Raw genomic sequence first — 13,439 nt, forward strand, 5'->3', positions numbered from 1 at the left:
CGCCGATTTAATATACAGGACCGAACTACCGGGGGCGAAATTATGCCGCCGGCTGAACTGCTGGTTTAGCAGCGTGATGCTTGGTGTGTTTTTTGGTATGTTTTTTAGCAGCCTGAGCTTTCTGCGCAACTGGTTTAGCAGTGTGATGCTTTTTAGTGTGCTTTTTAGCGGCCTGAGCTTTCTGCTCTACAGCTGGTTTAGCGGCTTCGTGTTTTTTGTGTTTTTTATGATGGGTGGTCTTCGCCGGCGCAGCGTGAGTTGCAGGAGCGGCAGCAGCAGGCGCCGGAGCGGTTGCAGTGTCAGCAGCGAAAGCAGCAGAAGACAGACCCATAGCAGCGGCAACAACCAGAGCTAATACTTTTTTCATTCTGAAATCCTCGAATTGGTTTCTAATGTTCAACCCCACTGCGGGGCCGTTGAAAACACTATATTCTTGTCCTTTCGAGGATTCCGTTGGTGATTAGTATCGGCGTGTAACCGAATGTACAACGCCGGGATAATCCCCGGCGCTGTATTACAGGTAGCGTGACGTCAGGTGCTGACGGAAATGCTGGCTGTTAAGGTCTTCGCCGGTTGCGTTGATGATAAGCTCCGAGGTGCTGTAGCGGCTGCCGTGCTGCCAGATATTCTGCTGCAGCCAGCCGAACAGCGGGCTGAAATCGCCGTTAGCCAGAGCGCTGTCGAGCGTCGGCAGCGCCTTACGCGCCGCCTGAAAGAGCTGAGCGGCGTACATTGCCCCGAGGGTATAGGAGGGGAAGTAGCCAAACCCGCCGTCGGTCCAGTGAATATCCTGCATGCAGCCGTTGCGGTAATTCCCTGCAGTGGACAGCCCCAGCCAGTGCTGCATTTTTTCATCCCAGAGCGCGGGAATATCGTCTACGTCAATATCGCCGTCGATCAGCGCCCGCTCAATGTCGTAGCGCAAAATGACGTGAGCGGGATAGCTGACTTCATCGGCGTCCACACGGATATAGCCCGGCGCTACGCGCTGGCTCCAGGCGATGAAATTCTCTTCGCTGAAAGCGGGCTGATCGCCAAAGTGCTGGCGGAGCGTCGGGAGAATGCGCTGTAAAAATGCCGGGCTGCGGCCAAGCTGCATTTCAAAAAACAGGCTCTGCGATTCGTGAATCGCCGTCGAACGCGCCAGCGCGATCGGCTGTCCGGGCCAGTGGCGGGGCAGATTTTGCTCATAACGCGCATGGCCGGTCTCGTGAATTACGCCAAACAATGCGCTCAGCAGATCGTTTTCATCATAGCGGGTCGTGATGCGCACATCCTCAGGAACGCCGCCGCAAAACGGATGCGCGCTGACGTCCAGACGACCGCCGTCAAAATCGAAACCGAGCATCTTCATGGCTTCCAGCCCGACCTGACGCTGGCTTTCCGTCGGGAACGGCCCCTGGGGCGTCGCCACGCGCTGCGACGCCTGCTTATCGACTACGGTAGCCAACAGCTCGGGCAGCCAGCTTTTGAGATCGGCAAACAGCGTATCAAGGCGCTTGCTGGTCATTCCGGGTTCAAAAATGTCCAGCAGGGCGTCATACCGAGAACCGCCGCGGGCTTCGGCCCGCAGCCGAGCTTCTTCACGGCTCAGCCTGACGACTTCCTTCAGATTTGGCGCAAAGCCCTGCCAGTCATTGTTTTTACGCTGCGTGCGCCACGCGTGTTCGCAGCGGCTGCCGGCCAGCGCTTTGGCTTCAACCAGGCTTTCAGGAAGCAGGGCGGCCTGCTTATGCGCGCGGGACATTTCCCGCAGATTCGCCCGTTCGTCATCGGTGAGGTCTTCCTGCGATGCGGCCAGAAGGCGCTCACCGATTTTCTTATCGGTGAGGATTTGATGTTGCAAGAGCCCCAGCTCCGCCAGCGCTTCACCGCGCGCCGCGCTGCCGCCGGAGGGCATCATGGCAAACATGTCCCAACTGGCGATGGCGGAGAGATGAGAGAAGCGGGAAAGGCGCTGAAAGGTGAGGGTAAGTTCGTGGTAGCAAGCGTTTTTATTCATTATGAGTCCCGTAAGGCAGGTGAAAAACCAATGTGTGCGAATAAAGTCATTATTTATGCCAGGCGAAATGATGCTGTGTCAACATTATCAATCAAACTGTGACGGCGTCACGCCTCCAGTCGATCGATTACCTTCATAGCGCATAATAATGACGCCGATACCGTGAGCATTGTCAAAATGCAACACGTATTTGTTTATTTTAAAACAACAAATATTTTTTCCATGAAGAATGACAGGTTGAAATTCAGGTAATACACTTAGATCGCAGAGAGCAGGTTCCATATGAGAATGACTCTCTTTTATAACCTGAGTACTGGCTTTTTGCTGCTGTATTTCGATATGTCAATTTACGAAGAACTTACTATTATACTGGCTATCCCATAAACAATACTAAGGGTTACATCATGCGTATTATTCCTAAGTTAATGATTGCAATGGCTTCTTTTGCTTTTGTCACCAGCGTTAGCGCGGCTGAACTGATGACTCACGACGCTTTTAAAAAGGTTGCTTCTCACTATAAAAAAATTGGTACCGTTTCAGTTTCAAATGAGACCTCTCAGGCTGATGCAAAATCTGAGCTGATTAAAAAGGCTGACGAAAAAGGGGCTGATGTTCTGGTTCTGACTTCTGGCAGCACCAGCAAGAAGATTCACGCCAGCGCTAACATTTATAAGAAAAAATGATTTAGCCAGCGTGTTTCGGGTGGGGAGCGAACGTTTCCCACCTTTAATACCAATATTTGATAACCATTAACTTCAATTAATTCGTCAAATCTCTTTTTCGCAGAATAACGTTAGCCTTTAACGCTACAGGTGAGTGGTATGTCATTGCCGACGTCGGTTATGCCCCGCAGTCTCCTGCTGGTTGCGTTATTGCTTTCCAGCCAGGCCGGTATTGCCGCAGACGGTCACCGCCTTAAGCAACGTGCGGATGCCGTACTGTCTCTGATGAGCTATACGGTTGTGCCTGACGTTACCGCCAGCGATCTTAATATCGGTAGCGGCACTAACGATAAAAACGCGCTTTCCATTACCCAGTTCGGCGGCGGCGCCACGCTAAGCGAATCATTTCCCCTGTATCTCGAAGGTACGATGGGGTACAGCCGCTACGATCCGCAGTTCGTTTTCTCTGATGGCGCCGAAAAGCGCAATATTCCCACCAAATGGAACAGCCTGACGGCCACTGGCGGCATTGGCTGGGATTTCCATTTATACAAAGACAGGTGGGGCGGTAATCTGGTGTTTCGCCCCATTTTTAACGTCATGCTGGGTACGATGGTGAGCGATCTGCGCGTCGGGACATGGGCCATACAGCAAAAGCGCGATGCCGACATGCAGTTTCTCGACGGCGGCAGGCTGAACGCCTACGGTCTGGGAGGCTCATTAATGCTCGATTACGAGCTGTTCTCGGAATCTCAGGATATTGACGTGGAGCTTCGCTACTCCGGAATGAACCTGGAAACGTTCGGCGATACCGCCGAAGCGGTTCAGGGGCAGGCCAGCGCGGAAAACCTTGGGCTGTACGTTCGCCGCCGCGCGCCGATCTCTGACTGGACGCTGCTGCAAAGCCCGGTACGCTATGTTCTGGAGGGGGCGCATACGGAATATCTGGGCGATCAGCGCGGCAAGCTCGGCTTTGACAATCTGAGCTCAGTGGGGGTTGGCCTGGAGCTCGACAGCAGCAAATATAACGTATTCGTCACCCGAACGCGCCTGGTGGCGCGTTATATGTTTGGCAACAATACCAGCGGTTATGGGATTGGTTTTGCCATGAGTTTTTGAAAACAACGGGGAGCGTTCAGCTCCCCCAGCGGCTTCTCAAATAGCTGACGGCATCCTGCGTCTGCGGCGCATTAAGGTAGTTCTCCCGAAACAGAATGGTCCCCTGAATTTGCGGCACGGAGTCGTTTAAATCGAGCTGCTTTTTCAGCTCCGGAACGCCGCCCTGAACCGTCCAGTCGGGTTCGTTTCTCGATGGCTCGCCCACTTTATAGAATGCAATGCCGATGTACAGGCGCGTATTCGTCGGTTTGACCACATCAGCCCACCATTTCGCCAGCACGTCATAGCGGGCTGCGCTTCGCGAGAAGGGCCAGTAAATCTGCGGCGCAATGTAATCCAGCAGCCCCTGCTGCACCCACTGACGGGTATCGGCGTAGGATTCATCGTAAGCCGCGGCCCCCCGGGTGTCGGATCCGGCAGGATCGTGCGACCGGTTACGCCAGACTCCGGCAGGACTGACGCCAAACTCGACGTTGGGTTTTATCTGCTTAATGGTGCGGGACACCTCGGCGATCAGCTGCTGGGTGTTGTGGCGCCGCCAGTCCGCTTTCGAGGCGAAACCCTGGCCATATTCCCGGAACGTCTGGCTGTCGTTCAGCGCTGAACCCGGCGTTTCGGTATAGAAGTAGTCGTCAAACTGCACGCCGTCGACAGGGTAGCGGGTGACGACTTCGGCAACGATGCTGGTTATCCAGTCGCGGGCCGCCGGGATACCAGGGTCGAGCACGAAGCGGTCGCTGGCCGTACGAATCCAGTCACGATGCTGTACAAATACGCTGGACGGCGTGCGGTTGAGCTCCGCCACGGTTGATGGCCGGGTATTGGTCGATACCCGGTACGGGTTGAACCAGGCGTGGACCTTCATCCCGCGCTTGTGCGCCTCATCCAGCATAAACTGCAGCGGATCGTAGCCCGGATCTTCGCCTATCGTTCCGGTTAGCGTATCGGACCACGGTAAAATCTTTGACGGCCACAGCGCCGTACCGTCCGGTTTTACCTGGAAGAATACGGTATTGACGCCCAGGCTCTTCAGCTTGTCCAGCTTATCGGTAAGCGCCTGTTTCTGCATATTTTCACGAATATTGGGGCTTGCATTGACCGATGATATCGGCGGCCAGTCAAGACGAGAAACGGTCGTCAGCCAGACGCCGCGTACCGGCTCCCCGTTTTGCGCGACGGGCGGCTTTGCGGAAGGCAGCGGGGTCACCAGCGACTGCGGCGGTTTTGATGTACAGCTGATAAGCAACAGCGCGCAGCCCGCCAGCGCCGCGAACCGTTTTACCGTTGTTGCTGAAGATTGTTGCGGCATCAGAGAATTAGCTCTTAGTGAAGCGACTGTTAGCCCAGGGATTCACCTCAGGAGTGTCCGCCGTTACCGGCGCCTCGTCGGTCAGAGACGCAAGGTACAGCGCCTCGACCTCTGCGCGGGCCCACGGCGTGCGGCGAAGAAACTTTAAGCTCGATTTGACGCTAGGGTCGCTTTTAAAGCAGTTGATATTAATACGTTTGCCAAGCTGAACCCAGCCAAAACGGGCGACCAGCGCATTGACTTGCATTTCAAGCGTTACGCCATGCAGCGGGTCTTTAGAAGTGTGAGCGGTCATGTGGAGTCCGGTATTTTCCGATTTTTGTGATTATAGTCCGGTGACAGGGGCAAGGGAAGCGGCGGGGCCGTCGTTCAGCTTTGCTCCGGTATATCGCTCGAATATCCGGCGCATCGTATAAATGATTTCTGGTTTAGCTTAGGTCAGCGAGATATTTTTTCTTATATATTCCAGCTGTGAGCATGCGGGCAATCTGTAGAATACATCAAAATAATGACGCATATTGCATGGTATACCGCTTCTCAGGTTAGGGTCTAATAATTATAACATTGGCCAGAGGGAGCCTGCTTATGTATGCATTCACCGCGCGGCAACCGATTTTCGACAGAAATATGAAAACCGTCGCCTACGAGCTGCTGTTTCGCGATGGGATGGAGAACCGCTTTCCCGACGTTTCGGCGGAATACGCCACGTCACGGATGATTTCCGACCAGTTTCTGTGCATACCGTCGCTGCGAATCACCGGCAGCCATACGGCGTATATTAATTTCCCCGCGCAAATGATTGTTAACCGATGCGGAGAAGCATTGCCAAACGACCGTGTGGTGATAGAACTTCTTGAGGAGTCTGTCCCAGGCGCTGAGCTGTTACAGGCGGTTCGGGCGATGCATGCCCGGGGAGCCTGCTTTGCGCTCGACGACTGCACGCTATCGCCGGACTGGGACGCGTTCCTGCCCTATGTTTCCGTTATCAAATTTGATATCAGAAAAAATACGCCGGATGAGATCTTTCAGTATATCAATGAGCGAAGGCCATTGCTGTCGCGTATCCAATTTCTGGCTGAGAAAGTGGAAACGCAGGAGGAGTACAGAAAATACAGAGCCGCGGGTTTCTCATTGTTTCAGGGGTTCTTTTTCTGTAAGCCGGAAATAATAAAGAACCGGCGTTTATCGCATAATCAGCTAACGATTTTCAGACTTCAGATGGAAGTGAGCCGCCATAACCTTGATTTCCCCAGAATAGAAGCGCTGCTGAAAACCGACCTGACGCTATCGTATAAAATCATGCGTTATATGAAGCATATCGTGTGTAAGCAATATGGCGTCTGCAATTTCAACAAGTTAACGTTAAAAGAGATCCTGATGTACCTTGGCGAAGACGGGTTACGCCGCTTCGTCGCGGTTGTCGCCCTGGCGAATCTGAGCCATGACTCCGTGAGCGAGCTCTATCATTTAAGCATGGTGCGCAGAAAGTTCTGTGAGCTAATGGTGGGGTATATCGGCAAAGATGCGCTTATATATAGTGCCTTTCTGACGGGGCTGTTTTCCTTGCTCGAGACTATTCTGGAATTCCCGATGGAGGAATTGATAAAGCAGGTTGCGGTTCCACCCGACGTCAGCGAAGCGCTGTGTGGCCAGCCCGGCATACTTACCGATATCGTCAGCGTCTGTCGGTATTATGAGCAACTGGACTGGGAAAGCGCCTCAAAAATCAGCGAGGCGCTGGGAATTACCGCAGCCGGGGTGACGGACGCCATGAAGACCGCAACTGAATGGGCTCGTGACTATTCCGTCTTTTGATCCTGGCGCAGCCAGGGGGTAATTGTCACACCCGCCAGCAGTCCTTCCGGGCTCAGCAGACGAGTAACCGTCTGTCCCCATGGCTCTTCGCGCTGGGCGACAAGCAGCCGATAGCCTTTGCTTTTGAGCACCCGGGTTGCTGCATCAATGTCACGTACTTCGAATTCGATCCAGGCCTGTGGGGTAGGGAGATCCACCGGCCATTGTCCGGTGCCGAAGCAGGAGAGCGCGGCCTGAGAGAGCGGCCACAGCGCAAAATGTTTTACACCTTTCAGCGCGTTGTGCCCGGTGAGCAGATAGTCGCTGTTGCCCTCCATGCTTTTTAGCGGCAGGCCCAGCGCATCCGCATAAAAAGCCTTACTGGCGTCAGTGTCCAGGGTAATAGGGCCAAAGCCTGCGACAAACAGCACGTCGATGCCGGATAAGTCAGGATTCATTTTATCTCCTTATAACTGAATGTATTTTCATCAATAAAGATAACATACTCTCCAGCGGATGCCCGTTATGCCAGCACTACGCGCGGAGTGCAGACATAAACCCATGCCGGCGGGAAGTTACGAATTTCATATACCCGACGCCACTCGAAGTAACGGGACAACAGTTTCTCCGACAGCGGGCTGTACTGAAACTGAATCAGCATCCCGCCGGGATTAAGCTGTTTTCTGATCTGCTGCAGTATCCGTAACCGTGGAAACAGCGGGATAGACAGCAGCGGCAGGCAGGAAAAGATAAGATCGTAATTTCTGTCCAGCTGCTCGGCAGAGCGGGTAATGACTTGCAGCCGACGGTCCTGGTCCGCAAGCGTCTGTAGCTGGCGCGCAAGCCCGGGCTGAATTTCCCAGGCATCCAGCTGCGCTGCGGGAGACAGACGTTTGAGCAGCCGACGGGTAAGAACGCCATCACCGGCGCCAAGTTCTGCAACGGTTGTCGCGGTTTCCCAACTGGCGAGACTGGCCATCCGGTTGCACAGCCAGGGAGATGAGGGAGTTACGGAACCAAAGGTACGCGGCGAGAGAATAAATTGCCTGGCGTAGTTCATCTGATGCTTAAGATAAGGCTGTACGGTCGCAATCACAGAAGTGAGCATCGCAGTTTCTCCAGTCTTCGGCGAGTCCGTATGCCATTGTGAGCCTGCAATCTTAACAATTGCTTAATCTGCGTCTGACCGCGATTGCTGGCGGGGAATAAGGGGTTTTGGCTCCATAAATGTAATTTAACATAATATACATTATGCGCACTTTTGGGGATATGGACGGAATCTGGTGTTTTGCGGCTGCCGTTGTGCTGCTCAGATATAACCCTTCAAAGAAGCTGGATTTACCGATAAAAAAAGGCCTTACAGTGAGCTTCTGTAAGGCCGGGAAGATGCCACATGGAGGCAATGTCGATGGATGACAAACATCATAATGATGATGTCATGGCGGGAACCATGCCGGATAACAGTCTCAGCTCACCCTGTGCCGGAAAAAGTCAAAAGACGGCTTTGCAGTGACGGGGATTTCTCGCGATAAATCGCGAGGCTTTTTGAGTCCTCGCGTTAAACGCTGCGGTTGTCTCCGTCGCGTTGCTCCTCCCTGAACGGCATATCACGCTGCCTTAGCGGTTCGAACCTGCAGCACGATCAGAATATCCGTTTTTGATTTCTCATCCGAACGTGAGCCAAGCACTTTTGGCAAAAATGAAAATCCTGTCCGGGCATCCGAATCCTTAGTTTCAGCAAGGCCACCCAGCACCACGATATCACCGGACTTCACCGACACAAACGTTGAAACCTCGCGCTTTATCAGCGTCGGCGTGTTGTTCACGCCCGTGTCCGTCTTGATAAAGTTGCTGAGTTGCTGGCTGATTTTTAAATCGGTCACACTGTTACGGACTGACGGTGTCACATCGAGGATAACCCCCGCGCTCCGGTAATCCACGCTCTGATACGTCGAATTCTGGTTGCGATCGATACCGCTCAATACGGGCACTTCCTGACCGACTGAAAACGTTGCAGAGTAGCCAGATTTCACCCGCAGCCGCGGAGAACTGACCACATTGAAACGGCTGTCTGTGCGGAAAAGTTCGTACATGGCATCGAGTGACGAACCGCCGATACGGATAAAATTTTCATAGCCGCCGGACATGTTACCCATGCCGATCTCAATCTTACCGCCGAGCAGCTTCGCCGCCAGTGCCAGCCCTGAACCATTGCGTTCACTGGTCTGAACCTCAAATACATAACCTGCAATGAAAACCTCATCACCGGCGCTGTCGATTTCCGGTAAAACCCGTTTTATCCGGCGGATATTTTCGGCCGTCCCATAAAAGACCAGCACATCCCCGGAGCGGTTAATGTTGTCGGTCGCGCTACCCGGTTTTACCTGGTCCGGCAAAAGACTGTCGCTGCCCCCTATTCCGCCGCCCGCGTTAAACTGGCCGTCAACGAATGTACGCAGAATATCGGACAGATACGCGACGCTGCGGTACTGGGGCTGATACACAAACACCTCCTGTTTTTCCTGCTGAACCTTCTTTTCCACCGGGGCGACATAATCGATCCCGTCACGGGCATGAATACGGATGTTCATATTGCCGAAATAACGCGTAATGAATGCCCGTTCATCAATGTCTGGGGTGATGCGCAGCGACACCACCCGCGCATCATTCGCCAGTTCCGGCGCCAGCATATAGGGACGGCTGAACACCTCGCTGTAAAGAAGATGAATCGCTTCCGGCAGCGGAACGCGATTTAATTCGAGCGAAACCCCCTTGGCCTGCACGCAGAACGGCAGCAGGAAGAACCACAAAACAAGAATCCGTATCACTGAACACCTCCATTTTTCACCGAACCTGAATACACCGTCACCTGCTCGCCATCGATGTAACCGGACATCAAAAGCCCTTCAAACGTGAACGATGACAACGCCTCTGTACGAATGCGCCCGGCATTGTTGACGAGCACCACATACGCAAACCCGTCGCGCCGGAACTGACCGCCAATGCGCCAGACCGATGACACCGCCGGAACGGATGACGGCACGCGGGAGCCCTGCGCGACAGAGGGTGTTTCGGCGGGTTTACGTGCAGCAGCTGCGGCAGCGGGAGGATCTAAAACCGGATCCTTTTGGGTGTCCGGAGAGAAAAAACGAATAATCAGCGTGATACCCACAGCCAGCAGAATTAAGGGAATAACGAACATCAGAATAATAAACTTTGGCTGTAGCGCGGACTGGCGTTTATCGACGATCTGCTCATTACCGTTCTGACCGTCATATGATTTATACAACGGGAATATCTCAGCTTTATAGCTGCACTGATATTGCGTGATTAAAGACGTTTTGGTCTGTTTAACCCCTTCAAACACGTCAACCCGGTAACGTTTTGCCAGCCCCAGCGCGGTCAGTTTTTTCATGCGAAACGTTTTTGAGGTACGGTCACGCAAAAACCGGGCAATGGTGGTCAGCGACTGCGTGATATAGGCCATATCACAACACTGTCCCGTGTCCGGGTGCGTAAAATGACGGTGCTCCGCAATAAACGAGCGGTGTTCGACAGATACCGCGCTGTCCGTTGGCCAGATGCGCCATGCCTCATCAATGACAATCAGATCCCCCGGTCGGCAGAACGTTGAAAGCGCCGCGTTGCCGTCTTTATCCTTAGAAGCTAAATCAGGACGAAAAAAGCTGCATTGAAACCCTGTTAGAGGCCATGTTAATCAGGCACTACGTAAGAGAAGTAAAAATCACAGAGTAAGAAGGTCGTACCACACTACATATGGTGTTTTAAAAAGATATTTACGTAAAAAACGCCCTGTGAAGCACAAGATGTTGATTTGGTACGATTCCACCGTTTGGACGATAAGCCACTATTAAAGTAAGTGGCTTATCAAGCCTCCTCCCCGCCTGTGATCCTCCCGGCTCGGCATGAAGGCGTTGCATCCTCGATCCTGCGGGTGCTACGCCTTCCCCCCTCACCAGTTTGATGAAATGGAAGAAAAGGTTTGTTAATAACGCGCGTTATTACGTGAAAATTATTACGTAACGACTGAGGCCGGAAGCGATGAAGGGTGACGAACTGGAGGAAATAAGGGAATGCCACCCAAAAATGCGCACAACGCAGCCTATGTTAAATCGGTCGCGGGCGCCTTAGCCGAGCGCGGTCGCACGGCTGCGCCCGATTCAACATAAGCTGCATATGACATTATGCGCACTTACATGGATAATCACAAAATCTGACGTACCACGGACATCCTTGGGTCTGCGTCTTGCGATATCTGGCCACCCTTTGTCCTGGTCAAATTTGACGCAAAATGACTTCCGTCTGCCGTTAAACTTCACCAGGCTTCTGGCTCTCGCAGCATATGTACATATGATCCACCCGCCTTTAAATCCGTCGGGCAAACGGTCTCAGAATTACAGCGTACAACCCCGCGCTTTTCGAGGTGTTTTTCAGCGAGTTTGAAATCAGTCGTAAACAGCTCAAGCCAGACCTCGGCCTGACCCAGTTCCGGCGCTTCGTCAATCCACAGTCGATTACTGACCTCTGGCAACTATTATCCTGGCAAGGTACCGCTCTCAGCGCCAGTTGCCCGTACATTACGCTTTCTTTTACCTGTAAACTGCGACACAATGAAAATGTGTACTCAGTACAATAAAAGTATAATAACAACCCTCAGGTTACCTATGAACAAGCCGCTTCTGGTTATTTTTACCACCATTGCGCTCGACGCGGTGGGCATTGGCCTCATCTTCCCTATTCTTCCCCGGCTTCTCGAGGATGTCACCCATTCATCGGATATTGCCCACTGGATCGGCATAATGACGGCGCTGTATGCCCTGATGCAGTTTATCTTCGCGCCGGTACTGGGCGCGCTGAGCGATAACCTTGGCAGGCGTCCGGTATTGCTGCTGTCTCTGGCGGGAATGGCCGTCAACTATGTGGTGATGGCGTTCGCGCCGCATCTGTGGATGCTGATGATTGGTCGTGCTATCGCCGGGCTAACCAGCGCCAACATTGCCGTCGCGACGGCATATATTACCGATATCTCGTCGCCGGACATGCGCGCCCGTCGCTTTGGGTTGTTCAACGCCATGTTTGGAATGGGCTTTATTATTGGTCCCGTGCTGGGCGGTATTCTGGGAGATTACGGCGTGCGTCTGCCGTTTATTGCGGCAGCCATCCTCAATACCTGCAATCTGCTGATGGCACTGTTTCTGCTGCCGGAGTCCAGGCCGCCTGCCCGGCAGAAAATCAGCCTCGGTACGCTGAACCCGCTGCGGCCATTACGCTGGGTGTTTTCAATGAAGCACCTGATCCCCATTATTCTGGTTTTCTTTATTTTGACCATGACCGGTGAAGTTTACGGCACCTGCTGGGCGCTGTGGGGAATCGATACCTTCCAGTGGAACGGTCTGTGGATTGGCCTGTCTCTGGGGGCATTCGGCGTTTGCCAGACGCTGGTACAGGCGTTCTTACCCGGCCCGGCATCACGGCTGCTGGGCGAGCGCGGCGCCGTACTTGCAGGCGTAGCGAGTTCATGCATTGCATTGATTATTCTGGCTTTTACACAGCAGAGCTGGGTGGTTTTCGCTATTATGCCGCTGTTTGCGCTGGGCGGGATCGGCAGCCCGGCGCTGCAATCGCTGGCAACGCGGCAGGTCGACAGTGACCGCCAGGGGCAATTCCAGGGCGTGCTCGCGTCGGCGATAAGCCTTGCCTCCATTATCGGTCCCCTCGCCTTTTCCAGCTTCTATTTTGTGGTGCAGAAAAGTTGGCCAGGCGCAGTATGGCTTTCGGTTGTCGTCATTTATGCCATTGCCGTACCGCTGATTATCCTTGGCACCCGCAATGCCGCGCAGCAAACATCGTCGCAAACGCAAGCTGATGTACAGCAGTAAGGAGAACGAATGAGTATGCCAGGCGATCGCCGCAGCCGTAAACGTCTGGAAACCCGGCGCATTATCTCAACTGCTGCCACCAGACTGTTTCTGGAGCGGGGTTTCGAGCAGGTCACGGTGGATGAGATTGCTGCGGCTGCCGGCGTGGGAAGAATGACGGTGTTTAATCATTTTCCGCGTAAAGAAGAGATGTTTTTCGACCGCGACGACGAGGTGCGGGAGACGATCCGCCAGGCGCTAAAGCAGCGGCAGACTACGGTTTCGCCTGTCGAAACGCTGCGTCTGCTGGCGCATAGCCTGGTTGCGCAAAATAGCCCTTTCGTTGAATTCAGCGCGGATAGTCAGCACTTTATCGGGGCTATCACCGGCAGCGAAACGCTGAAAGCCAGAGTGCGGCAGATTCGCGATGAGCTTACGCAATTAGTGACAACGTCACTTATTGATTGCGTTAACGCCCCAGCCCATGACCCGGATGCCTGCCTGACAGCGCACCTGGTGCTTGCAACCTGGAGTGCGGCGCTGGCTGAGGGCCATCGTCGCTGGCGCGATGACCAGCACAGGGATAATGCCCGCACGGCTTTTCTCGCTATTATCGATAAGGGGAGCCGCGGCATTAGCGCTGCAATGTGCGGCACGCCTTATGTGTAAAAAAG

Annotated in this window: 13 protein-coding genes; 5 read left to right on the forward strand and 8 right to left on the reverse strand. The window is 53.6% G+C overall.

Translation table 11 applies throughout. The features are described 5' to 3' along the window. Positions 1-40: 40 nt before the first annotated feature. Together asr and ENTCL_RS11280 are read right to left on the reverse strand one after the other, a co-directional pair. On the reverse strand, positions 41-367 hold the full coding sequence (gene asr, locus ENTCL_RS11275) for an acid resistance repetitive basic protein Asr (protein ID WP_044611951.1): 327 nt from the start codon (positions 365-367) through the stop codon (positions 41-43). Positions 368-514: 147 nt separating this feature from the next. Continuing rightward, positions 515-2,002 carry a carboxypeptidase M32 gene (locus ENTCL_RS11280; RefSeq protein ID WP_013366249.1) on the reverse strand — a complete coding sequence of 496 codons (1,488 nt, stop codon included), beginning with the start codon at positions 2,000-2,002 and terminating at the stop codon, positions 515-517. A 404-nt stretch (positions 2,003-2,406) separates the two neighbouring features. On the opposite strand from ENTCL_RS11280, the gene yahO reads away from it, so the two are divergent. Beyond that, the gene (yahO, locus tag ENTCL_RS11285) at positions 2,407-2,685 is read left to right on the forward strand and encodes a DUF1471 family periplasmic protein YahO (RefSeq protein ID WP_013366251.1); all 279 of its coding nucleotides are present in this window, start codon (positions 2,407-2,409) and stop codon (positions 2,683-2,685) included. Positions 2,686-2,844: 159 nt separating this feature from the next. Further along, entirely contained in the window at positions 2,845-3,783 is a 939-nt protein-coding gene (locus ENTCL_RS11290) for a hypothetical protein (protein WP_044612117.1), read from the forward strand. 16 nt (positions 3,784-3,799) lie between these two features. On the opposite strand, the gene ENTCL_RS11295 is transcribed toward ENTCL_RS11290, so the two are convergent. Continuing rightward, positions 3,800-5,092 (reverse strand): glycoside hydrolase family 10-like protein, encoded by a 1,293-nt coding sequence (locus tag ENTCL_RS11295; protein ID WP_013366253.1) that lies wholly within the window; start codon positions 5,090-5,092, stop codon positions 3,800-3,802. Positions 5,093-5,099: 7 nt separating this feature from the next. Further along, the gene (locus ENTCL_RS11300; RefSeq protein ID WP_013366254.1) at positions 5,100-5,387 is read right to left on the reverse strand and encodes a VF530 family protein; all 288 of its coding nucleotides are present in this window, start codon (positions 5,385-5,387) and stop codon (positions 5,100-5,102) included. A gap of 290 nt (positions 5,388-5,677) precedes the next feature. Here ENTCL_RS11300 and ENTCL_RS11305 point away from each other — a divergent pair, with 290 nt between their 5' ends. Then, the gene (locus ENTCL_RS11305; protein ID WP_013366255.1) at positions 5,678-6,907 is read left to right on the forward strand and encodes an EAL and HDOD domain-containing protein; all 1,230 of its coding nucleotides are present in this window, start codon (positions 5,678-5,680) and stop codon (positions 6,905-6,907) included. On the opposite strand, the gene ENTCL_RS11310 is transcribed toward ENTCL_RS11305, so the two are convergent. From ENTCL_RS11310 to ENTCL_RS11325, 4 genes are all read right to left on the reverse strand, one after another. Then, the gene (locus tag ENTCL_RS11310; RefSeq protein WP_013366256.1) at positions 6,892-7,344 is read right to left on the reverse strand and encodes a VOC family protein; all 453 of its coding nucleotides are present in this window, start codon (positions 7,342-7,344) and stop codon (positions 6,892-6,894) included. The two genes, ENTCL_RS11305 and ENTCL_RS11310, sit on opposite strands and share 16 nt — an antisense overlap. Before the next feature lie 65 nt (positions 7,345-7,409). Next, positions 7,410-7,994 carry a class I SAM-dependent methyltransferase gene (locus ENTCL_RS11315; protein WP_013366257.1) on the reverse strand — a complete coding sequence of 195 codons (585 nt, stop codon included), beginning with the start codon at positions 7,992-7,994 and terminating at the stop codon, positions 7,410-7,412. A 499-nt stretch (positions 7,995-8,493) separates the two neighbouring features. Next, a complete protein-coding gene (locus tag ENTCL_RS11320; protein ID WP_013366258.1) occupies positions 8,494-9,714 on the reverse strand; it encodes a type II secretion system protein GspD in 1,221 nt (406 codons plus the stop codon). After that, the gene (locus ENTCL_RS11325) at positions 9,711-10,496 is read right to left on the reverse strand and encodes a zonular occludens toxin domain-containing protein (RefSeq protein ID WP_081449260.1); all 786 of its coding nucleotides are present in this window, start codon (positions 10,494-10,496) and stop codon (positions 9,711-9,713) included. The genes ENTCL_RS11320 and ENTCL_RS11325 overlap by 4 nt, the downstream gene beginning before the upstream one ends. 1,075 nt (positions 10,497-11,571) lie before the next feature. On the opposite strand from ENTCL_RS11325, the gene ENTCL_RS11335 reads away from it, so the two are divergent. Together ENTCL_RS11335 and ENTCL_RS11340 are read left to right on the forward strand one after the other, a co-directional pair. Further along, on the forward strand, positions 11,572-12,786 hold the full coding sequence (locus tag ENTCL_RS11335) for a TCR/Tet family MFS transporter (RefSeq protein WP_013366259.1): 1,215 nt from the start codon (positions 11,572-11,574) through the stop codon (positions 12,784-12,786). A gap of 9 nt (positions 12,787-12,795) precedes the next feature. Continuing rightward, positions 12,796-13,434: a TetR/AcrR family transcriptional regulator gene (locus tag ENTCL_RS11340; protein ID WP_013366260.1), complete on the forward strand. Its 639-nt coding sequence runs from the start codon at positions 12,796-12,798 to the stop codon at positions 13,432-13,434. Positions 13,435-13,439: the final 5 nt, after the last annotated feature.

It is taken from the genome of [Enterobacter] lignolyticus SCF1 (assembly GCF_000164865.1).
Classification (GTDB): Bacteria; Pseudomonadota; Gammaproteobacteria; order Enterobacterales; family Enterobacteriaceae; genus Enterobacter_B; species Enterobacter_B lignolyticus.

What these genes read in the sequence shown, in the direction of transcription:
- ENTCL_RS11340 (WP_013366260.1), top strand. Translation starts at nt 12,796, where the DNA reads ATGAGTATGCCAGGCGATCGCCGCAGCCGTAAACGTCTGGAAACCCGG.
- ENTCL_RS11295 (WP_013366253.1), bottom strand. Translation starts at nt 5,092, where the DNA reads ATGCCGCAACAATCTTCAGCAACAACGGTAAAACGGTTCGCGGCGCTG.
- ENTCL_RS11280 (WP_013366249.1), bottom strand. Translation starts at nt 2,002, where the DNA reads ATGAATAAAAACGCTTGCTACCACGAACTTACCCTCACCTTTCAGCGC.
- yahO (WP_013366251.1), top strand. Translation starts at nt 2,407, where the DNA reads ATGCGTATTATTCCTAAGTTAATGATTGCAATGGCTTCTTTTGCTTTT.
- ENTCL_RS11300 (WP_013366254.1), bottom strand. Translation starts at nt 5,387, where the DNA reads ATGACCGCTCACACTTCTAAAGACCCGCTGCATGGCGTAACGCTTGAA.
- ENTCL_RS11290 (WP_044612117.1), top strand. Translation starts at nt 2,845, where the DNA reads ATGCCCCGCAGTCTCCTGCTGGTTGCGTTATTGCTTTCCAGCCAGGCC.
- ENTCL_RS11315 (WP_013366257.1), bottom strand. Translation starts at nt 7,994, where the DNA reads ATGCTCACTTCTGTGATTGCGACCGTACAGCCTTATCTTAAGCATCAG.
- ENTCL_RS11335 (WP_013366259.1), top strand. Translation starts at nt 11,572, where the DNA reads ATGAACAAGCCGCTTCTGGTTATTTTTACCACCATTGCGCTCGACGCG.
- ENTCL_RS11305 (WP_013366255.1), top strand. Translation starts at nt 5,678, where the DNA reads ATGTATGCATTCACCGCGCGGCAACCGATTTTCGACAGAAATATGAAA.
- ENTCL_RS11310 (WP_013366256.1), bottom strand. Translation starts at nt 7,344, where the DNA reads ATGAATCCTGACTTATCCGGCATCGACGTGCTGTTTGTCGCAGGCTTT.
- asr (WP_044611951.1), bottom strand. Translation starts at nt 367, where the DNA reads ATGAAAAAAGTATTAGCTCTGGTTGTTGCCGCTGCTATGGGTCTGTCT.